Origin of the sequence: Virgisporangium ochraceum, assembly GCF_016863655.1 — a bacterium.
Taxonomy (GTDB): domain Bacteria; phylum Actinomycetota; class Actinomycetes; order Mycobacteriales; family Micromonosporaceae; genus Virgisporangium; species Virgisporangium ochraceum.
On sequence record NZ_BOPH01000132.1, the window covers coordinates 82,527 to 107,019 of the forward strand.

Annotated in this window: 23 protein-coding genes and 2 pseudogenes; 5 read left to right on the forward strand and 20 right to left on the reverse strand. The window is 71.6% G+C overall.

Features of this window, described 5'->3' with window-relative positions; translation table 11 throughout:
- Window positions 1–100: 100 nt before the first annotated feature.
- From Voc01_RS45955 to Voc01_RS45965, 3 genes are read right to left on the reverse strand one after another with little or no spacing between them, the layout of a single operon-like run.
- The gene (locus Voc01_RS45955) at window positions 101–727 is read right to left on the reverse strand and encodes a DUF3618 domain-containing protein (RefSeq protein ID WP_203934084.1); all 627 of its coding nucleotides are present in this window, start codon (window positions 725–727) and stop codon (window positions 101–103) included.
- The gene (locus Voc01_RS45960; protein WP_203934085.1) at window positions 703–1,122 is read right to left on the reverse strand and encodes a phage holin family protein; all 420 of its coding nucleotides are present in this window, start codon (window positions 1,120–1,122) and stop codon (window positions 703–705) included. Before Voc01_RS45960 ends, Voc01_RS45955 begins: the two co-directional genes overlap by 25 nt.
- Window positions 1,119–1,937 (reverse strand): CsbD family protein, encoded by an 819-nt coding sequence (locus tag Voc01_RS45965; protein WP_203934086.1) that lies wholly within the window; start codon window positions 1,935–1,937, stop codon window positions 1,119–1,121. Before Voc01_RS45965 ends, Voc01_RS45960 begins: the two co-directional genes overlap by 4 nt.
- A 126-nt stretch (window positions 1,938–2,063) precedes the next feature.
- Here Voc01_RS45965 and Voc01_RS53745 point away from each other — a divergent pair.
- Together Voc01_RS53745 and Voc01_RS53750 are read left to right on the forward strand one after the other, a co-directional pair.
- Window positions 2,064–2,924, forward strand: a pseudogene (locus tag Voc01_RS53745) (YihY/virulence factor BrkB family protein); the annotation flags it as partial.
- A 75-nt stretch (window positions 2,925–2,999) separates the two neighbouring features.
- Entirely contained in the window at window positions 3,000–3,461 is a 462-nt protein-coding gene (locus tag Voc01_RS53750) for an SRPBCC family protein (RefSeq protein ID WP_239160979.1), read from the forward strand.
- A gap of 54 nt (window positions 3,462–3,515) precedes the next feature.
- On the opposite strand, the gene Voc01_RS45975 is transcribed toward Voc01_RS53750, so the two are convergent.
- The 5 genes from Voc01_RS45975 to Voc01_RS45995 form a co-directional block, all read right to left on the reverse strand.
- Entirely contained in the window at window positions 3,516–3,653 is a 138-nt protein-coding gene (locus Voc01_RS45975) for a hypothetical protein (RefSeq protein WP_203934088.1), read from the reverse strand.
- Between the two features lie 48 nt (window positions 3,654–3,701).
- On the reverse strand, window positions 3,702–4,133 hold the full coding sequence (locus Voc01_RS45980) for an SRPBCC family protein (RefSeq protein ID WP_203934089.1): 432 nt from the start codon (window positions 4,131–4,133) through the stop codon (window positions 3,702–3,704).
- Between the two features lie 43 nt (window positions 4,134–4,176).
- Window positions 4,177–4,485 (reverse strand): ArsR/SmtB family transcription factor, encoded by a 309-nt coding sequence (locus Voc01_RS45985; RefSeq protein WP_203934090.1) that lies wholly within the window; start codon window positions 4,483–4,485, stop codon window positions 4,177–4,179.
- The gene (locus Voc01_RS45990; protein ID WP_203934091.1) at window positions 4,482–4,886 is read right to left on the reverse strand and encodes an SRPBCC domain-containing protein; all 405 of its coding nucleotides are present in this window, start codon (window positions 4,884–4,886) and stop codon (window positions 4,482–4,484) included. The genes Voc01_RS45985 and Voc01_RS45990 overlap by 4 nt, the downstream gene beginning before the upstream one ends.
- Before the next feature lie 499 nt (window positions 4,887–5,385).
- Window positions 5,386–6,981, reverse strand: a complete 1,596-nt coding sequence (locus tag Voc01_RS45995) for a CocE/NonD family hydrolase (protein WP_203934092.1) — start codon at window positions 6,979–6,981, stop codon at window positions 5,386–5,388.
- A 63-nt stretch (window positions 6,982–7,044) separates the two neighbouring features.
- On the opposite strand from Voc01_RS45995, the gene typA reads away from it, so the two are divergent.
- On the forward strand, window positions 7,045–8,889 hold the full coding sequence (typA, locus tag Voc01_RS46000) for a translational GTPase TypA (protein WP_203934093.1): 1,845 nt from the start codon (window positions 7,045–7,047) through the stop codon (window positions 8,887–8,889).
- 61 nt (window positions 8,890–8,950) lie between these two features.
- On the opposite strand, the gene Voc01_RS46005 is transcribed toward typA, so the two are convergent.
- From Voc01_RS46005 to Voc01_RS46015, 3 genes are read right to left on the reverse strand one after another with little or no spacing between them, the layout of a single operon-like run.
- Window positions 8,951–9,844 carry a hypothetical protein gene (locus tag Voc01_RS46005; protein WP_203934094.1) on the reverse strand — a complete coding sequence of 298 codons (894 nt, stop codon included), beginning with the start codon at window positions 9,842–9,844 and terminating at the stop codon, window positions 8,951–8,953.
- Window positions 9,845–9,857: 13 nt separating this feature from the next.
- Entirely contained in the window at window positions 9,858–10,997 is a 1,140-nt protein-coding gene (locus Voc01_RS46010; RefSeq protein ID WP_239160970.1) for a DUF6745 domain-containing protein, read from the reverse strand.
- Window positions 10,997–11,308, reverse strand: coding sequence for a DUF8820 family protein (locus Voc01_RS46015; protein WP_203934095.1), 312 nt, complete (start codon window positions 11,306–11,308; stop codon window positions 10,997–10,999). The genes Voc01_RS46010 and Voc01_RS46015 overlap by 1 nt, the downstream gene beginning before the upstream one ends.
- Window positions 11,309–11,556: 248 nt before the next feature.
- Here Voc01_RS46015 and Voc01_RS46020 point away from each other — a divergent pair, with 248 nt between their 5' ends.
- Window positions 11,557–12,678, forward strand: coding sequence for a hypothetical protein (locus tag Voc01_RS46020; RefSeq protein WP_203934096.1), 1,122 nt, complete (start codon window positions 11,557–11,559; stop codon window positions 12,676–12,678).
- A gap of 102 nt (window positions 12,679–12,780) precedes the next feature.
- Here Voc01_RS46020 and Voc01_RS46025 read toward each other — a convergent pair whose 3' ends face one another.
- The 7 genes from Voc01_RS46025 to uvrB form a co-directional block, all read right to left on the reverse strand.
- Window positions 12,781–13,617: an STM4011 family radical SAM protein gene (locus Voc01_RS46025; protein WP_203934097.1), complete on the reverse strand. Its 837-nt coding sequence runs from the start codon at window positions 13,615–13,617 to the stop codon at window positions 12,781–12,783.
- Entirely contained in the window at window positions 13,614–14,906 is a 1,293-nt protein-coding gene (locus tag Voc01_RS46030; protein WP_239160971.1) for an STM4012 family radical SAM protein, read from the reverse strand. The genes Voc01_RS46025 and Voc01_RS46030 overlap by 4 nt, the downstream gene beginning before the upstream one ends.
- A complete protein-coding gene (locus Voc01_RS46035; protein ID WP_239160972.1) occupies window positions 14,903–15,706 on the reverse strand; it encodes an STM4013/SEN3800 family hydrolase in 804 nt (267 codons plus the stop codon). The genes Voc01_RS46030 and Voc01_RS46035 overlap by 4 nt, the downstream gene beginning before the upstream one ends.
- Window positions 15,694–16,839, reverse strand: coding sequence for an STM4014 family protein (locus tag Voc01_RS46040; RefSeq protein ID WP_239160973.1), 1,146 nt, complete (start codon window positions 16,837–16,839; stop codon window positions 15,694–15,696). Before Voc01_RS46040 ends, Voc01_RS46035 begins: the two co-directional genes overlap by 13 nt.
- Window positions 16,840–16,849: 10 nt before the next feature.
- Window positions 16,850–17,767, reverse strand: coding sequence for an STM4015 family protein (locus tag Voc01_RS46045; protein ID WP_203934098.1), 918 nt, complete (start codon window positions 17,765–17,767; stop codon window positions 16,850–16,852).
- Window positions 17,768–17,862: 95 nt separating this feature from the next.
- Window positions 17,863–18,756: an STM4015 family protein gene (locus tag Voc01_RS46050; RefSeq protein ID WP_203934099.1), complete on the reverse strand. Its 894-nt coding sequence runs from the start codon at window positions 18,754–18,756 to the stop codon at window positions 17,863–17,865.
- 126 nt (window positions 18,757–18,882) lie between these two features.
- The gene (gene uvrB / locus Voc01_RS46055; protein ID WP_203934100.1) at window positions 18,883–21,012 is read right to left on the reverse strand and encodes an excinuclease ABC subunit UvrB; all 2,130 of its coding nucleotides are present in this window, start codon (window positions 21,010–21,012) and stop codon (window positions 18,883–18,885) included.
- Window positions 21,013–21,372: 360 nt separating this feature from the next.
- Here uvrB and Voc01_RS46060 point away from each other — a divergent pair, with 360 nt between their 5' ends.
- Window positions 21,373–22,005 (forward strand): HAD-IA family hydrolase, encoded by a 633-nt coding sequence (locus Voc01_RS46060; RefSeq protein ID WP_203934101.1) that lies wholly within the window; start codon window positions 21,373–21,375, stop codon window positions 22,003–22,005.
- Between the two features lie 7 nt (window positions 22,006–22,012).
- Here Voc01_RS46060 and coaE read toward each other — a convergent pair.
- A pseudogene (coaE, locus tag Voc01_RS46065) lies at window positions 22,013–22,591 on the reverse strand (dephospho-CoA kinase); the annotation flags it as partial.
- A 245-nt stretch (window positions 22,592–22,836) separates the two neighbouring features.
- Window positions 22,837–24,342, reverse strand: a complete 1,506-nt coding sequence (rpsA, locus tag Voc01_RS46070; protein ID WP_203934102.1) for a 30S ribosomal protein S1 — start codon at window positions 24,340–24,342, stop codon at window positions 22,837–22,839.
- Window positions 24,343–24,493 lie beyond the last annotated feature (151 nt).

Consider the following 24,493-nt stretch of genomic DNA (forward strand, 5'->3'; position numbering starts at 1 on the left):
GGTTCCGTCGCTGTCGCACAGTCCGTACGTCCGAGGCACCTGGGCAGCGAAAAGGCCCGGCGGGGGTTACCCACCGGGCCTTTCGGACTACCCCCCGCGGTCAGCTCACCGACTGGCGGGTCTGGTCGACGGTCGTGCGGCCGGACTCCTTCGCCTGGTCCGCCGTGGTCTGCGCCGCCTCGCGGGCGGTCTGCTTGACCTGGTCGGCCGCCTCGCGGGCGGTGCCGCCGAGCTCGTCGGCCATCTCGCGGGCGGTCTCCTTGGCCTTCTCGACGAGGTCGCCGGAGTGCTCGGCCACGGCGCCGCCGGCGCGCTTCTCGGCCTCGGTCTCGGGCAGCAGCGACGCGGTGAGCAGGCCGATCCCGAACGCGATCAGCCCGACGGCGAGCGGGTTGCCCTGGGTCTGGCGGACCACCATGTCGGGGGTCTGCCGGACCGTGTCGGCCGCCGTGGACGCCGCGTCCTGGACCTTGTCGCTCGCGGTCGACGCCGCGTCCTTGACCGTGTCGCCGGCGCTGGACGCCTTGTCCTTCGCTCCGGCCGCCACGGAGTCGCGGGCACCCATCACCCGGTCGGTGACGGAGCGGACGCGGCTCTTCGCGCCCTCCCACTTCCGGCCGGCCACCCGGGTCGGCACGGTGCGGTCGGCGAGCCGGTCGACGTCGTAGGCCAGCTCCTCCCGCGTCTGCTCGATCTCGGTCCTCAGTTCCTCCGGTCGCGAACCCATTGCGCGTCCTCCCTCAGCGTCTCGACCGTTTCGCGTGGCACCGGGTCCACGTCCTTCATCCGTTTGCGTCCCACGCTGTAGAGGACACCGCCGACGATCGCCCACAACACGGCGACGACGACGGCGGCCCACCCGAGGGGCATGACCGCGTCGAGCGCGAACACCAGGGCCAGGCTCAGCAGGACCGCCACCATGTAACCGGCGAACCCGGCGCCGGCGAGCATCCCGCCGGCCTTGCCGGCCTTGGCCGCCTCCTCCTTGAGCTCCGCCTTGGCCAGCGCGACCTCCTGGCGGAACAGCTTGGAGACGTCCTGCATCACCTCGCCGATCAGCTGCCCGATGGACTCGTCCCCGACCGGTCTCCGGATCTGCTCCGGTTCGTAGCCGGTGGTCATTGCTGTCCACCCGTGCGCGGGTCGGTGTAGTCGGGGTACCCCTGCGGCGGCACGGCCGGTGCCGCCGGGTAGGGCTCCGTCACCGGGTACGGCTCGGCGGTCGCCGGGTAGCCCTGCGCGGACGTCGACTGGTACGTCTGGGTCGACGCCGGGTAGGGCTCGGTGGCGCCGGTCCCGGTCGCCACGGTCTCGGTCACCACGGGCCGGGTGACGACGGGGGCCGCCACCACCGGCTCCTCGGTGGCGTAGGCCGGCTGCCGCGACCGGTACGAGTCCGACACCCGCTTCGACTCCTGGTCGTCCTGCTGGGCCTTCCAGACGTTCTTGCCGAGCCGGCCGACGAGGAACCCGGCCGCCACCGCACCGGCGATGAACGCGAACGGGCGCCGGCGCGCGAAGTCGGTGAGCTCCGACACCAGCCCTTCCGGCCCGCGGTCGGACAGGTAGTCGGCCACCCGCTGACCGCGCTGGCCGAGGTCGCCGACGAGCGCCCTGCCGGGCGAGCTTCCGTCGCCGCCCATCTCGGCGAACTCGTCGGAGATGCCGCGCAGCCGGTCCACCAGTTGGTTGTGCTGTCCGCGCACGCGGTCCGTCGCCTGGTCCTTCGCCTGCGACGCGAGCCGCCGCACCTGGCCGCGGGCCTCGCCCACGACGGCGCCCGCCTGCTCCTTCGCGGTGCCGGCGACGTTGCCGGCCTCGTCCTTCACGGTCTCCTTGGCGGTCTCCGCGGCGACGGCCGCCTTGGAGCTGGTGTCGTTGGCTTCGTGGGCGCCGCTGTAGGAGGGGGCGCGAGCGTACGTCTCCTGATCATGCATGTGAATCGCTCCTTCTCGGGGGTCGCGCCCGGAGCTACCCGCCATCGACGCACCTATGCCACTTCGCCGGTGCCGCCATTTGCGCAGCCCCCGGATGGGTATATGTGACTCGTGGCGGATCAGGTGATGGAACGGCCGGTGACCTCGACGGCCGACGACGACGTGTCGCCGTCGAAGCAGCCGTGGTGGAAGAAGGCGTGGCGCTACGTCCGCCGGCTCCAGGAGGACATGGGCAACGACAACCTCACGCTCGTCGCGGCCGGGGTCGCGTTCTACTGGATGCTGGCGCTGTTCCCGGCGATCATCGCGATGGTCACGGTGTACGCGTTGTTCGCCGACGCCGGGCAGGCCCGCGAACAGCTGTCGCCGATCCTCGGTGCGCTGCCCGCCGAGGCGCGCGACCTGATCGCGACGCAGCTCGACAAGACCGTCGAGGCCGGCGACGGCGGGCTGACGTTCGGTCTGCTGGCCAGCCTCCTGGCCACGTTGTGGGCGACGTCGGGCGGCATGCAGGCGCTGATGACCGGTCTCAACATCATCTGGGGGGAGCAGGAGACCCGCAACTACGTGAAGCTGCGCGGGATCTCGTTGCTGCTGACCGTCGGCGCGCTGATCGCGGCCGCGGTCGCCATCGCGCTGGTGGCCGCGTTCCCGGTGGCGCTCGACTGGCTCGGGCTCGACCCGGTGGCCGCCGCCGGCGCGCAGGGTGCCCGGTGGCTGATCCTCGTGCTGCTGATCGGCACCGGGCTGTCGGTGATGTACCGGTTCGGACCGGCACCGCACAGCGCCCGGTGGCATTGGGTCACCCCGGGCAACGTCACGGCGGTGGGCCTCTGGTTGCTGGCGTCGCTGGGCTTCTCGCTGTACGTCAGCTCGTTCGGGTCCTACAACAAGACCTACGGCGCCCTGGCGGCCGTGGTCGTGCTGCTGATGTGGCTGTACCTGTCCGCGATCGTCATCCTGCTCGGCGCTGAAATCGACGCAATCCGTGAGAAAACTGTTTTGACGAAAGAGGGCCGGGTAACCGAACTGCGCACCAGCAAGGAAGGAGTTGAACGCAACATGAGCACGGTCACTGAATCCGTCGACGTTGCCGTTCCGGTTCGGACCGCCTACAACCAGTGGACCCAGTTCGAAGAGTTCCCGCAGTTCATGGACGGCGTGGAGGAGATCCGTCAGGTCTCGCCCGAGCTGACCCACTGGAAGGTCAAGATCGCCGGTGTCGAGCGCGAGTTCGACGCCCGCATCACCGAGCAGCACCCCGACGAGCGGGTGGCCTGGACGTCGGTGGACGGCCCCACCCACGCCGGTGTGGTGACGTTCCACCGCCTGGACGAGTCGCACACGCGGGTCACGGTCCAGATGGACCTCGAGCCCGAGGGTCTGGCCGAGACCGTCGGCGACAAGGCCGGCTTCGTCGACCGGAAGGTCAAGGGCGACGTCAAGCGCTTCAAGGAGTTCATCGAGTCCCGTGGCAACGAGACCGGTGCCTGGCGCGGCGACGTCGAGAGACCGCATCCGTAGTCTCTCTGTCATCGAGGGCCGCACCCCGTTCGCGGGGTGCGGCCCTTTGCGTGCCTACCAGGGGCTGTGGTGGCGCTCCGGGCGGCGGCGCACGTCGAGCGCGATCCGACGTGCGGGCCGCGACGGGCCGTCGGACGTGGGACGCCGGCGGCTGAACGGGATCTGGCCCGGCTGGAATGGGTAGCTTGTCATGACATCATCGTGGCATCACAAGTGACGTCATGTCAAGCCGTAGTGGCGCTACCCGTGGTCAGCGACGAGGTTCAGCTCGATCCCGTGCTCCAGCCAGGCCTTCGCGCCCGCAAGCACCAGCGAGAAACCCTGCATGCTGTCGAGTGCATGCGCCGCTCTGCCGTCACTGGTGTCACCCTTGATGTCATCCTCGACGATGCGCACGTGCGTGCCCCGCTCGTGCGGGGTGAACGTCCACTCCACGGTCGACGGGTCGTCGGGGTTCCACTCGACGCGGATCCGCTCGTTCTCCACGACGTCCTTCACCGCGACCTTCGTGCCGACGCCGAACATCTCCCACTCCCACGAGACCGTGGCACCGGGTTCGAGCGGTCCGCTGCTCTTCGTGAACCAGAACCGGGTGGTGACCGCCGGGTCGACGAACGCCCGGAACACCTCCTCGACCGGCTTCCGGATCACCAGGGCGGTGTTCACGATCATGCTGTCTCCGCTTCTCTTCTCGTCATGGCCGCTCCACTTCTCGTCATGGCCGCTCCGCTTCCGTCTTGAGGGCGGCGAGCCGCCGGTCCCATGCCCTGGCGACGCTGTCGAGGCGCCGGCCGAGCTCCGACAGCCGCGCGCCGACGGCCTCGTACCGCCGCTCCCGCCCGACCCTCCGCGACTCGACCAGCCCCGCCCCTTCGAGCACGGCCAGGTGCTTGTTGATCGCCTGCCGGGAGACCGGGAGCTCCCGCGCCAGCGCCGACGCCGACGCCGGCTGCCGGCCGAGGTGCACGAGCACGCTCCACCGCGTCTCGTCGGCGAGCGCCGCGAACGAGGCCACCACGTTCACGCCAGTGCTCTTTCGAGCGCGCCGAGCTCCTGGAGCCAGCCCTTGTCGTTGCCGGCCCGGTTCTCCTCGGTCCAGAACCCCGACTCGACCACGCGCACGGTCACGGTGCCGTCCCCGTGGTCGTCGAGCCAGAACTCGACGAGCGTGGTCGGCCCGTCGACCGATCGGCCCACGCCGTCGCTGCGCCAGCGGAACGCCGCGTAGGTACGGGGTTCCAGCGCCACGACGCGGATCTCGAACTCGCCGCAGTTCGGGTCGGTCACCCGGCAGAGGTCGCCGTCGCGCTCGATGCGGTGCGCGGTCACCTCGCCGTCGTTGATCCACCAACCGGGCCGGGTGACGAGGTCCCAGACGCGCTCGACACCCGCGCTGATCACGACGGACCGTTCCACCTTCTCCATACCCCCACCCTGGCACGGCGCGCCGCGATGTGCAACCAAAGGGTTGCACTTCTGGGGGACGGGCAATCCCGCCACCGCCCATCGCGCGCCACCGCCTATCGGGCGCCCCCGGCCGACATGGCGCCCCCGACCGACATGGCGCCCCCGGCCGACATGGCGCCCCTGGCCTTCCCCTTCGCCCCGCCGCCCCCGGCCGCTCCTCGCCACACCGCCCCGCCGCCCCCGGCCGCTCCTCGCCACCCCTTCGCGATCTTGGACACCCGTGCATCGAATTCGATGCAGAAGTGTCCAAGATCGCGGGGGTCCCTGCCGGGCCCCCGCCAGGCACGCACCGCACAGGCGCGGGGCAGGGCGGGGGGCGGGGCAGCCGAGGCCAGGGGCGGTGCGGCCAGGGCGGTGCGACCCAAGCGCGGCCAACGCGGCCCCAGCGCGGCGAACGCGGCCCAGCACGGCCACGCGGCCAGCGCCGGGCCAGGGTCGATGCGGGCCGGCCCCCGGGTCAGAGCGGCAGCAGAACCCTCGATCCGTCGAGCACCTCGCGGTCGGCGGCCGTCATCGGGCCCGGCTCGTGCAGGGCCGTCGCCGTACCCGGGTTCCGCGACCACCGGGGATGCGCGCCGCCGCTGACCTGCACCCGGATGCGGTGGCCGGGCAGGAAGACGTGCGCCATCGGCCACAGGTCGACCTCGACCTCGTGCACGTCGCCCGCCGCGCCCGCCACCCGCAGGAGGCCGTCGCAGATGTTCACCGACCGGCCGTCGGGGTGCACGTCACAGATCCGCACGAACACGTCGAACGACGGTGTGGAGGAGGTCGTCCGCACGACGGCCCGCACCGGCCCGACCGCCTCGACCGGCGCGGTGAGCGGCGCGCTGGAGTACACGAGCACGTCGGGACGCGCCTCCAGCCGCCGGTTGTCGCGGATGCCGGCCACGCTTCCCATGAGCCGCGGCCCACCGACCGACGGCGTCGGGTCGGCCGGGTCGTACCGGAACCGCCGCCGTCCGTCGCGCGGTCCGCGCCCGGGTGCCAGGCCGCCGTCGCTTCCGAGAAACCATTCCTGGACCGCGTGAGCGGGCGGCCAGTCCGCCAGTTCGCGCCACTCCCCGGTCCCGCCGATGTGGACCCTGACCTTGTCTTTTCCTTCCTGGCCGCCGCGCAGGTGCTCGTCGAGGAACGCCAGCGCCTCGCGGACGCTCGCCGCCAGCAGCGCGCCGCTGCCGTGGTGCCACGGCCCGATCACCAGGCGTGGCTGCCGGCCCTGCGCGCGCAGCACCGCGTAGTCGACGAGCTGCCACGGCAGGAAGATGTCGTACCAGCCGCCGACCATGAGCACCGGCGCGGTGACCTCGGCGACCCGGTGCGCGTGGCCGCGTTCGAGCCAGTACGGGGCGCCTTCCTCCGTCTCGCGGATCCACTCCTGGAAGTGCGGCACCGCCGCGCCCACGGCGATCGCGTCGGCCTCGGCGAGCGTCGCGTGGGCGAGGCCGCGCTTGAGCTTCGGCTGCCCGCGCAGCAGTTCCCTGACCGCGGCCGAGGCCGGGCCGCGCTGGGCGGCGAGGATCGAGCTCCACGTGAGCACGGTGTCGAACGAGAACCCGCCGCCGGCGTAGGTGGGGTCGCGGAACGAGGAGGCGGTCACGGTCGTGCACAGTGCCTTGAGGTCGGGGCCGGCGTCGGCGGCCACGGCCCACTGGGTGAACCCGACGTAGCTCGGGCCGTACATCGCGAACGCCCCGCGGTACCAGGGTTGCCGCTTGAGCCAGTCGATGCAGTCGAGGCCGTCGTTCTTCTCGTTGCGCATGGGTTCGAACGTGCCGCCCGAGTCGGCGGTGCCGCGGCAGGACTGCACCACCACGCGGTAGCCCCGCTCGGCCACGGCGCGGGCGATGATGTTGCTCGGCGCGCCCCGGCCGTACGGGGTCCGGACGAGGAGCACCGGCGCGTCGTCGTGACCGGCCGGCTCGTACAGGTCCGTCCGGAGGATCACGCCGTCCCGCGCGCGCACCGACAGTCCACGATGGACCGTGACACGGCCGGTGAGCGGCGCGGGAAGCTTGGCCACGGCGGCGAACGCACGCGAGACGATGGTCACATCACCGACACTAGGTGACCCCCGGCCGGTCCGCTGTATGGGCGGGCCTGGACAATTGTGCGCATGGCAGTCCGCTCAGATCTTCGTAACGTGGCCATCATCGCCCACGTCGACCACGGCAAGACCACGCTGGTCGACGCCATGCTCAAGCAGGCGGGCGCGTTCCACGCGCGGGCCGAGGTGGCCGACCGGGTCATGGACTCGATGGATCTGGAGCGTGAGAAGGGCATCACGATCCTGGCCAAGAACACCGCCGTGAAGTACGGCGAGCACACGATCAACATCATCGACACCCCCGGTCACGCCGACTTCGGTGGCGAGGTCGAGCGCGGGCTGACGATGGTCGACGGCGTGGTGCTGCTGGTCGACGCGTCGGAGGGTCCGCTGCCGCAGACCCGGTTCGTGCTGCGCAAGGCGCTGTCGGCGCGGCTGCCGATCATCCTGGTGATCAACAAGGTCGACCGGCCCGACGCCCGCATCAAGGACGTCGTCGACGACACCTACGAGCTGTTCCTCGACCTCGACGCCGACGAGAGCCAGATCGAGTTCCCGATCGTGTACGCCTGTGCCCGCGACGGCCGCGCCTCGCTCGCGCAGCCGGCCGACGGTGGCATGCCCGACAGCGAGACGCTGGAGCCGCTGTTCGCGACGCTGCTGTCGACGATTCCCGCGCCGTCGTACGAGGAGGGTGCGCCGCTGCAGGCGCACGTGACGAACCTCGACGCGTCGCCGTTCCTCGGCCGGCTCGCCCTGTGCCGGGTGCGGCAGGGCGTTCTGAAGCGCGGGCAGACCGTGGCCTGGTGCCGTGAGGACGGCACGATCAACCGCGTGCGCGTGTCCGAGCTGCTCATGACCGAGGCGCTGGAGCGCAAGCCGGCCCAGGAGGCCGGGCCGGGCGACATCATCGCGGTGGCCGGCTTCCCCGACATCATGATCGGCGACACGCTGGCCGACGCCGAGAACCCGGTGCCGCTCCCGCGCATCACCGTCGACGAGCCGGCCATCTCGATGACGATCGGCACGAACACCTCGCCGCTGGCCGGCCGGGTGAAGGGCTCGAAGGTCACGGCGCGCCTGGTGAAGGACCGGCTCGACCGTGAGCTGATCGGCAACGTGTCGCTGCGCATCCTGCCGACCGAGCGCCCCGACACATGGGAGGTGCAGGGCCGCGGCGAGCTGGCGCTGGCGATCCTCGTGGAGCAGATGCGCCGCGAGGGCTACGAGCTGACCGTCGGCAAGCCGCAGGTGGTCACCCGCGAGATCAACGGCAAGGTCCACGAGCCGGTCGAGCGGCTGACCATCGACGCGCCGGAGGACTACCTGGGTGCGATCACGCAGCTGCTCGCGTCTCGCAAGGGCCGCATGGAGCAGCTGGTCAACCACGGCACCGGCTGGATCCGCATGGAGTGGCTGGTGCCGGCCCGGGCGCTGATCGGTTTCCGTACCGAGTTCCTGACGGAGACCCGCGGCACGGGCATCCTCCACCACGTGTTCGAGTCCTACGAGCCGTGGTTCGGCGAGCTGCGCATCCGTCCCACCGGTTCCCTGGTCGCCGACCGGGCCGGTTCGGCCACCCCCTTCGCGATGATGAACCTGCAGGAGCGCGGTTCCCTGTTCGTGGAGCCCACCACCGAGGTCTACGAGGGCATGATCGTCGGCGAGAACTCCCGCGCCGACGACATGGACGTGAACATCACCAAGGAGAAGAAGCTCACCAACATGCGTAACTCCGCGGGCGAGGAGACCGAGAAGCTGATCCCGCCGCGCCGCCTGTCGTTGGAGCAGGCGCTGGAGTTCTGCCGCGAGGACGAGTGCGTCGAGGTGACCCCGGAGGCGATCCGCATCCGCAAGGTCCTGCTCGACGGCAAGGACCGCGAGCGCGCGTTCCGCAAGCGCGCCCACGCCTGACCCGCTCCTCCGCGATCGTGGCCGATCGTCGTGGCCCGGCGACGACGGTCGTCCACGATCGTCAGGTGTCGTTCGCGCGTGACTCCAGGTCACGCTCGATCTCGTCGAGCGCCGCGAGAGCGGCCTCGACCTTGCGAGCGAACTCCAGCCCACCGGAGTTGGCGGCGAGGAGCCAGTCGAAGAACATGGTCCGGGCGTATGTGTCCACCGTATCGGGATCGGCCCGGACGTCCCGGATGGCGTTGTCGACCGAGGTTTGCTGGTAGTCGACGTCGAGTCCGGGCAGTACCGTTCCGGGGCCGCCCGTCTGGATCAGCGTCGACAACTCGTCGATGGCGGTGATCCATTCGTGCCGGGCGAAGGTCACGTCGGCCTCGGCGAGGCTGGATCGGCTGAAGCCCTTGTGGAACTCCCACTGGCTCGCGAATCTGACGAGGGTTTCCATCGCCTCCCCGGAGCCCGGCACCACCGCGCATCGGGCGCGGTGGGTAGTCCGCCAGTCCTGGCAGGCGGTGATGAACCCCCGGGCCTTCTCCGCCGCCGCCAGCCCGGTATCGGCGAGCGCGGTGCGGGTGGCCTCGATCTGTGCGGTGGACGCCTCGGTGTCGGTCACGATCTGGGGCCAGTCTTCGGCAGGATCCGGACTCAGCTGCCGGACGATCTCCTTGAGCTGTCTGCCACTCCGGACGGCTGACCGGATCCTCGAACGACGCTCCAGGCCTTCGACCTGAAGGCGGGAGATGTGCTGGAACACGACGAGGGCGAGCGGGATGCCGAAGGCCGCGCTGGTGAGCGTGGACACCACGTTCGTCGTGAACGCGAGCTCGTCCCACCAGTGCCGGACGTCTCCCACGACGCCGACGACGACCAGGACGACGCCGATGCCGACGGAAATGCCGAAGAAGCGGCGCAGGAAGGGTCCCGACTCATGCCACAGGGTCTTGAGCGCGTTCACCGGCCGGCCGGTCTCAGGTCTCGACGAGGGGGCGGTACGTCGCCTCGTCGAGGTCGAAGGTCCAGGCGACACCGGCGCGGGCGGTGCGGACCCAGGGCGGCACGCGGAGCCAGTATTTCCGGAACGTGCCGTCGGGCTCGGCGGTGGAGTTGACCACCTCGACCATCACGAGGTCCTCGTCGCGTTCCATGGGGAGGCGCCACAGGATGCCGGTGTCGTCTTCGTGCACCCGGGTGGCGCCGAACTCGCGGGCGTAGCGCTCGTACCCGAAGTGCTCGAGCATCACCCGGCGCAGCTCCGCGTTGGTCTCCGCGGTGATGCGTTCGGCGGTGAGGTGCGGAAGCACGTCGACCACCGTGTCGGGGATCGGCATGCCGTGCCACGCGTGGACGCCGTAGCCGTCGGGGTAGCCGAGCGCCGGCCCGTCGCCGCGGTGGAGCCGGCCGATGTTGTCGCGGTGCAGGTCGCTGGGGCGCTCGGTGAGCACCGCGACCCGCTCGTACGGCCACCACCAGCCCGCCCCGCGCGTGACCCGGCCCAGCGGCACCAACCCGGGATGCGGCTGGACCCCGAGTTCCGCGGTGGCGGCGAACGTCGCCAGCCATGGCGCCTCGTGGCCGCCGTACACGGCGTCGAACAACGCGTCGGCGGCGTCGGCGGGCAGGCCGGCGATCAGGTGCCGCCGGAGCGGCTCGACCACCCGGTCGACCACGAGACGCCACGGCCCGGCCGACGCGGCCGTCCATACCTGGGCCCAGCCCACCGGTCCCAACGCCGCTGACGCCGCCGCCCGCGCGGCGGCCCAGGGCACGGTGCGCAACGCCGCCCGCACCGGCCTGCCCCGGTCGGCGGCGGCGGCCGCGGCGATCGCGCCCGCGTGCGGCGACCCGGCCCACACGAACCGCTCCGGACCGGCCAGGCCGGCGGCCCGGTACGCCGCACGGACGTCGGCCTCGACGGCCGCCCGGTCGGTGGGCCCGGTCCCGAGCCCGACCTCGCCCCAGTCCGTCGCGGCGGCGGCCGCCGCGGCACCGATCCGCCCCGCGCCGACGCCGCCGACGCCGGTCTCGACGCCGCTCTCCCCCGCGCGGAGGCGGCCCGCGCCGAGGCCGCCCGCACCGACGCCGCCCGCGCTCGTGTCGACGGCCGCCATCAGTCGGCCACGTAGCGGTAGTCGCCCGGCGTGTACTCGCGCTGGCGGACGATGCGGTACAGCCCCGCCGGGACGGTGATGGCGCCGTGCTCCTCGTGCACCACGCGGGCCTTGCTGACGATCTCGACGAACAACCGGTCGATGTCGTCGGGCGCGGCGAACAACGCGACGTCGGGACCGGTGATCACGTGGGCGTGACCGGTGGCCTCACCGCGGGCGAGTACCAGCCGACCGCCGTCGCGCGGACCGGGGACCAGGCCCGCCGGCAGCTCCCCGATCGGAACGATCAGCACATCACCTTGTCGGTACATGCCGGCACTGTATCGACGGGGTACGACGTTTTCCGGCACGGCCACTCGGACGAGTCGACGGGTCGGCCGTTCGGCCCGAAACAGCTCGGGTCAACGGCGCATCGGCCGGGTCACCACCGGTAGTGACCGCATGTGGGACCGCCCGTCGGCGGCCGCGGGCCCACTCCGCGGGACGGCGGTCACCCATGATCCTCGATACGGTGCGCCGTCGGTCGCGTCGTTCGGACGCTTTCCATGGGGGGTTCATTGTGAGACTCATCGGCCGCTGGGGGGCGCGCCTCGGAGCGACGGCCGTGGTTGCCGCCGCCGGCCTCGCGGTCACCGCGCTGCCGGCCAGCGCGGCACCGGGTGTCGACCTGGCAGTCAGCGTGCAGAGCGGTGTCGTCGCCGCCGGTTCGGACGGCAAGCCGTTCGTGGTGAAGGTGACGAACGTCGGCGACGCCGACAGCGACGGGTTCGCGTTCGTCCTCGACGTCAGCGGGCTCGACCTGAAGAAGGTGACGATCGAGCTGCCCGAGGGCACCGACAAGGCCTGCGGGAAGCAGGGCGGGAAGATCGCCTGCGAGATCGTGAACGTGCTGGTGCCCAACGACTCCGCGGAGTTCCCGGTCGAGGTGAAGCCGGTCTCCGGTCGCGGCGGACTCGGCCCGGCCGGCAGCTTCAAGGCCATGGTGTCCAACGACAAGGACACCAACAAGAGCAACGACAGCACGACCGTCAAGGTGTCCGTCGCCAAGCCCGGCGTCGACATCGTGGTCTGGGCGGGTGACGTGGTCGCCGGCCGCGACGAGGCGACCGGCAAGGTCGAGCGCGTGAAGCCGGATGGCAGCGCCGAGCTGTCCTTCGCCGTGTTCAACTTCGGCAGCGTGGCGTCGAAGGGCATCGAGTTCGTCGTCCAGCTGCCCGAGCACGTCCAGTTCACGGCCGGCCTGGAGGGCTGCACCACGTCGTCGGACAAGCGGCGGCTGACCTGCACCCTGACCGACTTCCTGTTCGAACCCGGCGACAGGGGCATCGGCGCCGACGTGCCGGTGAAGGTCGCGTCGAACGCACCGGAGTCGGTCGACCTGAAGGGTTCGATCGTCGGGAAGTCGCTGGGTGTGGCGGAGGCGCTGGGAGCGGACGCCCGCCGCGCCGCGCCGCAGGCACCGGGCTGGCTGAAGACCCGGAACAACGCCGACGACGTCGACGCCGGTGACAACACCGACGAGTTCGTGGTGTTCGTCGGCGCGGTCGACGGTGGCCTGCCGGTCACCGGGCCGAAGGCGCTCGCCATCGGCGGCGTCGGCGCGGTCGTGTTCGCGGTCGGCGTGGTCCTGCTGGTCGCCGCCCGCCGGCGCCGGGTCGTCCTGGTGACCCCGGCCGAGTAACCCACTCGACGAAAGGGCTCCCGGTCACGCGGGGAAGGCGTGACCGGGGGCCCTTTCCCGTGCACGCAATGCCGCGAGGCCTCAGCGCAGAGCCGCGAGGCCTCAGCGCAGGGCCGCGATCCGCTCCAGTACTCCCCCGGCGAACACGTCGTACAGCGGCAGCGTGCGCAGGTGCACGTATCCGATATGGCAGTCGCACGTCAGGTTCGGGCACGGGCGCGGGCGAAGGCCGGCCCGCCACGTGCCGTCGTACAGGTTGCCGATCGGCTCGCGCACGAAGTGGCAGCGGCGCACCGTGCCGTCGCCGTCGACGGACACCACCGTCTCGCCGGTGCGGCAGCCGGCGCCGAGGCTGTCGTGGGGGCGCACGCTGAACCCGAAGTGCGGGTCGATCGCGGTCCAGGCCGCTTCGGCGTCGGCGTCGTAGGTGTGACCGTCGGCGGCGTTCACCCACAGGTACACGTCCCCGGGCAGGTCCCGCCGCAGCGCCCGCGCCTCGGCGAGGTGCTCCGGCAGTCCGACCACGCCCACCGAGTAGCGCACCCCGAGCCCGGAACACCGCTCCAGGAAGGCCTGACGGGTGACCTCGCCCGGGTGGTAGGTACACCAGAGGGCCACCTTCGCCGGGTCGGCGGCGGCCAGGAACCCGGTGCGGACGGCCAGGTTCGTCTGGATCGCGACCCGCTCGACGTGCGGCAGGTGCGACAACCGCACGATCGCCTCGCGGTACCACGAGCGGGTCAGGCCCTCGCCCCACGGGGTGAACAGCACCGAGACCGTCAGGTCGGAGACCGTCGACACCCAGTCGACGAACCGCCGCAGCGCGGCGCGGTCGGCGCGCAGCGCCTCCGGCGGGTCGCGCCGCTTGGCGAACGGGCAGTACGGGCAGTCGTAGTTGCAGCTCGCCAGCGGGCCGCGGTACAGGATCGACAGGTTCATCGCGCCGCGTACCCGGCCATCGCCTCGCGCACGCCCGGCGACACCAGCCACGGGCCGATCGCGTCGGAGTACGCGAGGCCCTCGGGCGTGAGCCGGGAGCCGTCGAAGTACCCGTGCTCGGCCAGCCGGGTCAGCTCGGGGAAGTCGTCGTCCACTGTGGACCCGAACCGCCGCCCGTACGCGTCGCGGTGCACGCCGTCGGTGCGCAGCAACGACTTCAGGAGCCACCGCCGCCGCTGTTCGAGCCCGTCGAGCGCGAAGCCGTACTCGGCGACGTCGAAGTCGGTGGCCGGCCGGCTGAGATAGTCGTCGATGATGGCGCGGACCTGCCCGACGCCGACCGCGTAGTCGAACGAGTAGTGCAGCCCGGTCGTGTACGACCGCGCGCCGCAGCCGAGCCCCACCATGCCGTCGTCCTGGCAGCAGTACTCCGGCCCACCCACGTCGGCGGCGTCGCGCCGGCGGAACATGCGCATCGACTCCTGCCGGTAGCCCGCGTCTGCCAGCACCTCGACGGCCCGGCGGTACAGGGCCAGCCGCTCGGCGTCCCATTGCGGGTCCTCGCCGGGGGCACGACGGCCGAGACCCGTCAGCGGCCGCACGTACAGCGGATAGAGGTACAGCTCCTCCGGCCGCCACGACAGCGCCGTCGTCAGCGAGTACTCCCAGGTGGCGACGGTCTGGCCGGGGATGCCGTAGATGAGGTCGAAGTTGAGCGTGGGAACGGCGCTGGCGCGGATGAGGCCGAGGGCCCGGTCGACGTCCGCGCGGTGCTGCGGCCGTCCGGCCCGGTGCGCCTCGTCGTCGAGAAAGCTCTGGACCCCGATGCTGACCCGCGTGACGCCGCGCGCCGCGAGCACTTCCAACCGGTCGGCCGTGGCGGTGGCCGGCGACGTCTCGACGCCGGTGGGAACCGTTGCGCCGCCGGTGAACCGTGCGACGATGTCGAACAGACCGTCCAGTTCGGACGGTGTGAGGTAGGTGGGGGTGCCGCCGCCGATCGCCACGCGGGCGAAGGCGCCGCTTCCCAGGGCGTCGCGCACGCGGTCCGCTTGGATCGCAAGCTGTGTGAGGTAGGCGCGCACCTGTTCAGCCGGCGGGTTCGCGCGCGTGAACAGGTTGCAGAAGCCGCACCGCATCTCGCAGAACGGCACGTGGACGTAGCAGAACAGCGCTCCCACGTCCTCGTCCACCCACACGCCGCGCAGGGACGGACGCGGCCGCAGCGGCCGGTACGCGGTCTTGTGCGGGTAGGCGTACAGGTAGCCCTGGTAGGGCGGGCCGATCACGGTCGCAGCACCACCTCGGCGTAGGGCACCGTCCAGACCACCTCGTGCGCGACGCGGTGCCCGGTGAGGCCGTCCTCGCCGTAGGCGGTGCCGTGGTCGGAGCACAGGATCGCCGCGCACGGCCGTCCGCGTCCGGTCATCGCCGTCACGAGCCGGGGCATCTGCGTATCGACATACTCCAACGCGGCGGCGTGCGACTCCAGCGTGTCCTCCGCGGCGCCGTCGAGGTAGTGCCGGTTCGGCTGGTGCAGCGCGGCCACGTTGAGGAACACGAACACGGGCCGGTCGCGCGGCGTCGCGTCGAGCGCGGCCTCGAGTCGCGCGAGTTGCGCTTCGAGGCAGCGCTTCTCGGTGACCCCGAAAGCAGGCTCCCAGTAGGCCTCGTCGAACAGCGACGGCAGCACCCGGCCCAACGGCGAGCACAGGTTGAAGAACCCGACCCCGCCCAGGCACAGGGTGCGGTATCCGTTGTCGCGCAGCGCGGTGACGATGTCGGGCGCGTCGAACACCCACGTACCGTCCACAGTGGACTCGCTGCCGGGGAAGCGTGCCGCGAACGGCCGTGGGTGCGGTCCGGGGCCGGACGGCGTGGGCAGGAAGCCGGCGAAGAACGCGTGGTGCGCCGCGTAGGTGAAGCTGGCCGGTGAATGCCTTTTCTCCCACCGGTTCCCGGGCAGCAGTGCCGCCAGGTTCGGCGTGCGCCCCCGCTCCATCAGCCCGGCGGCGACGTCGTACCGCAGCGTGTCGAGCGTGACGAAGAGGACGTCGTGCGTGCCGACCGCGTTCTTCAGGTCGAGCACGGGACCACCCGGTCCGCGCCGGCGCGGCCCTCGGACCCGACGGCCGTGCCGCGCCCCCACCCGGCGAGCGCAGCGTGGACCTGCTCCGCGTACGTGTCGCGCCCGTGCTCGTTCACCAGCCCCGGCAGCAGGTCTCCGAACGCGTTCACCTCGGCCACCGCGTGCCGACGCCACCCGGGCGCGAACATCAGGTCGACGCCGACCATCAGGCAGCCCGGGAACAGCGCCGCGGCCCGGGCGCAGGTCTCCATCGCCGCCCGCCAGTTCTCCTCGCCGGCGGCCGCCCGGACCGCGGCCGGGTCACCGCGCCGGGCACCCAGGTGCAGGTTGGTCATCGGGTGCCGGCTGGCCCGCACCACCACGTGCGTGGGCCGCCCGGCCACCACCACGACCCGCAGGTCGACCGTGCGTCCGCCGTGGCCCGCCTTCGGGAACCACCGCTCCACGTGCAGCGGCCCCAACCGGTCGACGACGAACGCCACGGTCGCCTCGTCGGTGTACCGCCGCACGGTCAGCGAGTTGTACAGCCGCCCGTCGGCCACCTCGACCGACGTGGTGGCCACGAGCCGCGCCCCCGCGGTCTCCAACGCGATGACCCCCGAGGCCGACGACCCGTGCGGCGGCTTCACGAACACCCGACCGAACCCGGCCGCCCGCATCCGCTCTCTCAGGTCGACATACCCGGTGACCGGGGGCAGCGCCGCCGGCACCGGCACCCCCGCCGCCTCCAGCACCGCGTGGCAGCGCCGCTTGTCGAACATGACGGCCACGGCGTCGGGGTCGCTGAGCGGCACCCCGGAACCGCCGAGCCGGCCGCCGAGCCGGCCGCCGAGCCGGTTCAGTGCGCCGGTGAACCCGGCGTACCAGGCCGCGCCGGGCCGGATCTCCCCGTGCGCCACCGGCTCGACGTCGCCGCGCAGCAGCCGGTCGACCTCGGGGTCGCCGTCGGGCGAGTCGATCCGCACCAGCGCACCCGCCGCGACCACGGGCACGTCCCCGCCCGCCAGCGCCCGCCACGGGATCTCGACCACCGGCGGCAGCCCCGCCGCCCGGACCGCGTCGGCGAACAACCGCGACCGCCGTCCGCCCGGGTTGGTCACCGCCGCGAACCGCACGCCCGCCACTCCCGTCACCCGGTGGGTCCTACTCGCTGACCGCGATCCAGCGGTCCTCACGCTCGTCGTCCAGCTGCTCGTCGAGGTCGACCGCGACGCCGGGAAGCGCGGTGACCAGCCGCTCCATCATCGCGGTCGACAGGTAGTGGTGCCAGAGGCGCAGCTCGGCCAGGTGGGTCAGCGGCTGGCCGGCCAGGAGCGCGGCGGCCCCCCGGTCGGTCAGGACGCCCATGGACAGGTCGAGCACCGCCAGCCGGGCGACGACCGGCGCGCCGGCCACCGCGGCGGCCACGTCGTCGGCGATCTCGGAGTTGCGCAGGCCCAGCTCCCTGAGCGCGGGCAGCTTCGAGCCGCCCAGCAGGTCGGCCAGGTCGGCCACGGTGGCGTCGCCGCCGTAGTTGTCGGTGCCGAGCCACAGCTCCAGCGACGACACGTTCGGCAGGTCGGACGCGCCGACCGCCCGCACGACCCCGGCCGGCAGGCCGCCGCTCTCGAATACCAGGTCGCGCAGCCCGGTGTGGTGGACCGGCCGGAGCTCGAGGCCCTCGCCGCCACGCACCGTGAGGGTCTCCAGGCCGGGAAGGGCCTCGAGCACGGGTGTGAGGTCGCCGTGCTGGATCCAGGAGATCTCGCACTCCTCCGGAACCAGGTCGCCGACGAACAGCGCCCGCAGGTTCGGCAGCGCGGGCAGCTTCTCCGCGAGCAGCGCGACCGGCAGCTTGTGTTCGTAGGCCGCGCCACCCCACTGACCGATGAGCAACGCCGAGACCGACGCGGGGTCGACGGCGCCCAGGAACGCGTCGAGGAGAGCCGCGAAGTCGTCGGGGCCGTCCTCGTACCCGACCTCCAGCCGCCAGGCGACGGCGCCGCCGGGCCGCTCACCGTCGGGCTCGAACGTGTGGACCGGCAGCCCGCCCCAGTCCTCCGGATGGTCCACGTAGCTCATGCGTCTGCCCCCGTTCGCTGACTTCCCGCCCACGGCAACGTACCGGGTGCCGTGGGCGGTGGCCGGCGGTTCGGCCTGTCGCGGAGCCCCATCGGCTACTCGCTCACCGCGACGACGCGGTCGACCGTACGCTCCTGGCGATCGTCCAGGTCGACGTCGACACCCGGCAGCCCGGCCACGATCCGCGCCGCCATCTCCTCGGACAGGTAGTGCCGGTGCAGGTCGAGCCGGCGCAGGTGGGTCAGCGGCTGCCCGCTGAGCAGCGCCCGGGCGCCCTCGTCGCCGAGCGTGCCCATCGACAGGTCGAGCACCTCCAGCCGCGCCACCACCGGTGCGGTGGAGACGGCGACGGCCACCTCGTCGGCCGCCTCGGCGTTGCACAGCCCGAGGTAGCGCAGGGCCGGGAGCCGCGCGCCGCCGAGGATCTCGGCAAGGTCGTCGACCCGGCTGTCGCCGCCGTAGCTGTCGTCGCCCAGCCACAGCTCGAGGTGGCCGAGCGCCGGCAGGTCGCTGGCGCCGACCGCGCGCACCGTCGACGCCGGTAGCCCGCCGCTCTCCAGCACCAGCGCCTCCAGCGGCGCGCCGACGAGCGGGGTGAACCCGTTGGACCCGCGGGCCCGCAGGTGCACCAGCTTCGGGAAGAAGGGCAGGATCTCCGTCGGGTCGCACGGCGTGATCCAGGAGACCTCGCTCTCCTCGTAGACGATGTCGCCGAGGAACAGCGCCCGCAGGTTCGGCAGCCTGCCGGCCCGCGCGGCCAGCGCGTCGATCGGTGCCGGGTGGTCGCCGACCGAGCCCCACGGGCCGACGACGAGCGTGGTCAGCGCCGGCCCGACCGCCGACAGCAGCCCGTCGAGCACCTCCGCGAAGTCGTCGGGGCCGTCCTCCCAGTCGACCTCGATCCGCCACGCCACCGCCGCGGGATCGTCGACGTCGGGTGCCTTCCCGTCCTCGAACCGGACGACCGGCAGACCGGCGAAGGTCTCCACATGGTCGTGAACGTCATGTGCTCCCCCTGTGCGCGAACGGCGGGCGTGGGACGCGCGGACGCTACCAGCACACCGCCCCCTGCGGTGGGGCGGTGTGGTGGCGCGATCTTCCGGTGTGGTGCGGCGCTACTTGACCCCGGCGACGTCCATCGCGCGGAGCTCCTTCTTCAATTCCTTGATCTCGTCGCGGATGCGCGCGGCGACCTCGAACTGCAGCTCGCGGGCGGCACCGAGCATCTGGTCGTTCAGGTCCTGGATGAGCGTCGCCAGCTCGGCCCTGGCCATGCCGGCCCGTGCCGGGGTGGGGGTGGGTGCCTTGCCGCGGTTGCGCGTCTCGGGCACCGAGGCCTTGCCGCGGCTCATCTGCCGGCCGCCGCCGATGGCCCCGCCGGGACCGTGCCCGCCGAGCGCGCCCTCGGTGTCGTCGGCCTCGCGGTAGATGTCGTCGAGGATGTCGCCGATCTTCTTGCGCAACGGCGTCGGGTCGATGCCGTGCTCCTTGTTGTGCGCCTCCTGCTTGGCGCGCCGCCGGTTGGTCTCGTCGATCGCCGCCGTCATCGACGGGGTCATCTTGTCGGCGTACATGATCACCTGGCCGGACACGTTACGGGCCGCCCGGCCGATCGTCTGGATCAGCGACGTGCCGGACCGGAGGAAGCCCTCCTTGTCGGCGTCGAGGATCGCGACCAGCGACACCTCCGGCAGGTCGAGGCCCTCCCGGAGCAGGTTGATGCCGACGAGCACGTCGAAGTCGCCCCGCCGCAGCTCGCGCAGCAGCTCGACCCGGCGCAACGTGTCGACCTCGGAGTGCAGGTAGCGCACCCGGATGCCGTGCTCGAGCAGGTAGTCGGTGAGGTCCTCGGCCATCTTCTTGGTGAGCGTGGTGACCAGCACCCGCTCGTCCTTCTCGGTGCGCAGGTTGATCTCGTGCATCAGGTCGTCGATCTGGCCCTTGGTGGGCTTGACCACGACCTCCGGGTCGACGAGGTTCGTGGGCCGGATGACCTGCTCGACGAACTCGCCGCCGCTCTTCTGCAGCTCGTAGGTGCCGGGCGTCGCCGAGAGGTACACGCTCTGCCCGACCCGCTCGACGAACTCGTCGAAGCGCAGCGGGCGGTTGTCCATCGCGCTGGGCAGCCGGAACCCGTGCTCGACAAGCGTGCGCTTGCGCGAGGCGTCGCCCTCGTACATGCCGCCGATCTGCGGCACCGTGACGTGCGACTCGTCGATCACGGTGATGAAGTCGTCGGGGAAGTAGTCGAGCAGGCAGTGCGGGGCGCTGCCGGCCTCCCGCCCGTCGATGTGACGCGAGTAGTTCTCGATGCCCGAGCAGAAGCCGACCTGGCGCATCATCTCGATGTCGTACGTGGTGCGCATGCGCAGCCGCTGCGACTCGAGGAGGCTGCCCTGCCGGTCGAGCTCGGCCAGCCGCTCCTCCAGCTCGACCTCGATCGCCTTGATCGCCCGCTCCATGCGCTCGGGACCGGCCGCGTAGTGGCTCGCCGGGAAGATGAGCAGCTGGTTGACCTCACGGATCTCGTCGCCGGTGAGCGGGTGCAGGTAGGCCAGCCGCTCGATCTCGTCGCCGAAGAACTCGATGCGGATCGCCAGCTCCTCGTACGCCGGAATGATCTCCAGCGTGTCGCCCCGGACCCGGAACGTGCCGCGGTTGAACGCCAGGTCGTTGCGCGCGTACTGGACCTCGACGAGCCGCCGCAGCAGCTTGTCGCGCTCGATCTCCCGGCCGACGTCGAGGCGGACCGACCGGTCGAGGTACTCGGCGGGCGTACCGAGGCCGTAGATCGCCGACACGGTGGCGACCACGATGACGTCGCGCCGGGTGAGCAGGCTCATCGTCGCCGAGTGCCGCAGCCGCTCGACCTCCTCGTTGACCGACGAGTCCTTCTCGATGTAGGTGTCGGTCTGCGGGATGTAGGCCTCGGGCTGGTAGTAGTCGTAGTAGCTGACGAAGTACTCGACCGCGTTGTGCGGCATCAGCTCCCGGAACTCCTTGGCCAGCTGGGCGGCCAGGGTCTTGTTCGGGGCGAGCACGAGCGCCGGCCGCTGCATCTTCTCGACCAGCCAGGCCGTGGTGGCGCTCTTACCCGTACCGGTGGCACCGAGCAGGACGACGTGTTTCTCGCCGCCCTTCAGGCGGCGGGCCAGATCGTCGATGGCCGCCGGCTGGTCGCCGGAGGGCACGTAATCACTGACGACGCGGAAGTCGCCGTCGAGGCGCGGGATGTCGAGCGACATGGGAACCACCGTAACTCCGGGGTGTGACAACTTTGCCGATCGGTCCAGGCAGGCACGATCAGCTTCGATATCACGATTGTTTTGTCAAGATCATGAAGCTACCGTTTTCAGGGTAGGCCGCTCGCGGGCGGCCGACCGGGAACGAAGGTCCAGCCTCATCGGGCTGGCGGTCCCGGCGCAGGGTTAGCAGCCCCGGCCGGCAAGGTCGGTGAGCGCAACCCGTGCGGTGGCGCCTTGAGCAGCGCCCCGGCCCCCCGCGAGCGCCTCAGCGTCGTCCAGGAGCTTTTATGGGACCGCGTGAGCGCCCACCTTCACCCAACCGCCCCGGGCCACGCCCCCATTCCCGGGTAGGTTCGACGAGTGGATCTCTCCAACGTCGCCGCCGTGCTCCTCGACATGGACGGCACCCTGGTCGACTCCGACGCCGCCGTCGAGCGCGCCTGGACCAGCTGGGCCGCCGAGTTCGGCGCCGACGCGGCCGCGGTGCTCGCGATCGCCCACGGCGCGCCGGCCGACACCACCGTCCGCAAGATCATGGCCGACGCCACCGACGACGCGGTCCACCGCGCCGCGACCCGCCAGCTGGAGCTGCAGTACGACGACCTGTCCGACGTGCGCGCGCTCGACGGTGCCACCGACCTGTTCGCGGTGCTGGAGCGGCGCGGCCTGCCGTGGGCGGTCGTCACGAGCGCCGACGTGCGGCTGGCGCGGGCGCGGCTGGGCGCCGCGGGCATCGTGGCGCCCCTCGTGGTGACCGTCGAGGACATCAGCGCCGGCAAGCCCGACCCGGAGGGGTTCCTGCTCGCCGCGGAACGGCTGGGCGTCGCGCCGGAGCGCTGCCTGGTGGTCGAGGACTCCGAGCCGGGCCTGCGGGCCGGCCGCGCCGCGGGTGCGATGACCGCCGCCCTGAAGGGCCTCGACGGCGACCTGAGGCTGAGGGACCTGGGCGAGCTCGCGGAGCTGCTCAGCGCCGCCGGAGCGTCCCCGAGGTGATCCCCTCCCACACCTCGTCGACCCGCGCGTGCAGGTCCTCCAGCGTCCCGTCGTTCTCGATGGCCACATCGGCCACGGCGCGCCGCTGTTCGTCGGTCGCCTGAGCCGCGATCCGCGACTCGGCCTCCTCGCGGCTCATCCCGCGGGTGCGCGCGAGCCGCTCGATGCGCGCCTCCAGCGGCGCGAACACGATGACCACCAGCTCGAACGTGGCCGCCATGCCACCCTCGACCAGCAGCGGCACGTCGTTGACCACGATCGTCCCCGGTGCGGCGGCCATGATCAGCTCGACCGTGCGGGCCCGGATCAGCGGGTGGGTGATCCCCTCCAGCCGGCGCCGCGCCTCCGGGTCGGAGAAGACGATCTTCCCGAGCGCCGGCCGGTCGAGCGACCCGTCGGGCGCGAGCACCCCGTCACCGAACGCCGCCACCACCTCGGCGAGCCCGTCGGTGCCCGGTGCGACCACCTCGCGCGCCAGTTTGTCCCCGTCGATGATCATCGCCCCGTGCGAGGCGAGCCGTGACGCCACGGCCGACTTCCCCGCCCCGATCCCCCCGGTGAGCCCGACCAGCACGAGACCTCCCACGATCACGACGACCCGCCCAGTGTGCACCCCCTGCGACCCCGCGCCGCGACCGCCCCATGATCGTGTTCCCAGGAACGAACGTGAAGCGTGGCTACACGTTCGTTCCTCAAATCGCGATCACGGCCGGGACACCGCGATCACTGCCGGGACACCGCGATCACGGCCCGGCACCGTGATCGCGGCCGGAACAGCGAACTGCCCCGGTCGCCGACGCGACCGGGGCAGTTCAGCAACAGAGCGTGGTGCTACTTGCCACCGGCGAGCTTCTCACGGAGGGCGGCGAGCGCCTCATCCGTGGCGAGCGTGCCGGACGGCTCCTCCGCCGCGCTGGAGCTGCGCGAGGAGGTGGTGCCACCGCCGCCACCGGCAGCCGGCGCGGATCCGCCACCGGCCGGGGCTTCGGGGATGTCGGCAGCGCGGGCGGTCTGCACCTGCTTGGTGTGCGCCTCCCACCGCTGGCGGGCCTCGGCGTACTGCCGCTCCCACTCTTCGCGCTGCTTGTCGTAGCCCTCGAGCCACTCCCCGGTCTCCGGGTCGAAGCCCTCGGGGTAGATGTAGTTGCCCTCGTTGTCGTACGTGGCGGTCATGCCGTAGAGGGTCGGGTCGAAGTGCTCCTCGCCCTCGACGAAGCCCTCGTTCGCCTGCTTGAGCGACAGCGAGATCCGCCGGCGCTCCAGGTCGATGTCGATGACCTTGACCATGACCTCGGAGCCGACCTGCACGACCTGCTCCGGGATCTCCACGTGACGCTCCGCCAGCTCGGAGATGTGCACCAGGCCCTCGATGCCGTCGTCGACCCGGACGAACGCACCGAACGGAACGAGCTTGGTGACCTTGCCCGGCACGATCTGCTGGATCGCGTGGGTGCGGGCGAACTGGCGCCACGGGTCTTCCTGCGTCGCCTTCAGCGACAGCGAGACCCGCTCACGGTCGAGGTCGACGTCGAGAACCTCGACCTCGACCTCCTGGCCCACCTCGACGACCTCGGACGGGTGGTCGATGTGCTTCCAGGACAGCTCCGACACGTGCACCAGACCGTCGACCCCGCCGAGGTCGACGAACGCGCCGAAGTTGACGATCGACGAGACCTGACCCTTGCGGACCTGGCCCTTCTGCAGCTTGTGCAGGAACTCGGTACGCACCTCGCTCTGGGTCTGCTCCAGGTAGGCGCGGCGGGACAGGACCACGTTGTTGCGGTTCTTGTCCAGCTCGATGATCTTGGCGTCGAGTTCCCGACCGACGTAGGGCTGCAGGTCACGCACCCGGCGCATCTCGACCAGCGACGCGGGCAGGAAGCCGCGCAGCCCGATGTCGAGGATGAGACCGCCCTTGACCACCTCGATGACGGAGCCCCGGACGACGCCGTCCTCGTCCTTGATCTTCTCGATCGTGCCCCACGCGCGCTCGTACTGCGCCCGCTTCTTGGACAGGATCAGACGGCCTTCCTTGTCCTCCTTCTGGAGAACCAGGGCCTCGATGTGGTCGCCGACCGACACAACTTCAGCGGGATCGACATCGTGCTTGATCGACAACTCACGAGAGGGGATGACCCCCTCGGTCTTGTAGCCGATGTCGAGCAGGACCTCGTCCCGATCGACCTTGACGACGGTTCCTTCGACGATGTCGCCGTCGTTGAAGTACTTGATGGTCTCGTCGATCGCGGCGAGGAACGCTTCCTCGGTGCCGATGTCGTCGACGGTGACCTTGTTGCGTGCGGGTGCGCTCGAGGTGGCCTCGATGCTGCTCGTCATGTGGGCTGTTGCTCCGGTCGGAAGGTGGCGTCTCGTAAAGACTCGATGCGCGCGTGGGCCCCGCCGCCGGGCAAATACGCGAATTCACGGAGAAAGGCGCGGATTGTTCGACGACCGCGGACCTGCTCCCTACCGAGGCACGCAGGCCCAC

Coding starts and splice junctions, on each gene's coding strand:
- Voc01_RS45955 (WP_203934084.1), bottom strand. CDS start 727: ATGGGTTCGCGACCGGAGGAACTGAGGACCGAGATCGAGCAGACGCGG.
- Voc01_RS45960 (WP_203934085.1), bottom strand. CDS start 1,122: ATGACCACCGGCTACGAACCGGAGCAGATCCGGAGACCGGTCGGGGAC.
- Voc01_RS45965 (WP_203934086.1), bottom strand. CDS start 1,937: ATGCATGATCAGGAGACGTACGCTCGCGCCCCCTCCTACAGCGGCGCC.
- Voc01_RS53750 (WP_239160979.1), top strand. CDS start 3,000: ATGAGCACGGTCACTGAATCCGTCGACGTTGCCGTTCCGGTTCGGACC.
- Voc01_RS45975 (WP_203934088.1), bottom strand. CDS start 3,653: ATGACAAGCTACCCATTCCAGCCGGGCCAGATCCCGTTCAGCCGCCGG.
- Voc01_RS45980 (WP_203934089.1), bottom strand. CDS start 4,133: ATGATCGTGAACACCGCCCTGGTGATCCGGAAGCCGGTCGAGGAGGTG.
- Voc01_RS45990 (WP_203934091.1), bottom strand. CDS start 4,886: ATGGAGAAGGTGGAACGGTCCGTCGTGATCAGCGCGGGTGTCGAGCGC.
- typA (WP_203934093.1), top strand. CDS start 7,045: ATGGCAGTCCGCTCAGATCTTCGTAACGTGGCCATCATCGCCCACGTC.
- Voc01_RS46010 (WP_239160970.1), bottom strand. CDS start 10,997: ATGGCGGCCGTCGACACGAGCGCGGGCGGCGTCGGTGCGGGCGGCCTC.
- Voc01_RS46015 (WP_203934095.1), bottom strand. CDS start 11,308: ATGTACCGACAAGGTGATGTGCTGATCGTTCCGATCGGGGAGCTGCCG.
- Voc01_RS46025 (WP_203934097.1), bottom strand. CDS start 13,617: ATGAACCTGTCGATCCTGTACCGCGGCCCGCTGGCGAGCTGCAACTAC.
- Voc01_RS46045 (WP_203934098.1), bottom strand. CDS start 17,767: ATGAGCTACGTGGACCATCCGGAGGACTGGGGCGGGCTGCCGGTCCAC.
- uvrB (WP_203934100.1), bottom strand. CDS start 21,012: ATGTCGCTCGACATCCCGCGCCTCGACGGCGACTTCCGCGTCGTCAGT.
- rpsA (WP_203934102.1), bottom strand. CDS start 24,342: ATGACGAGCAGCATCGAGGCCACCTCGAGCGCACCCGCACGCAACAAG.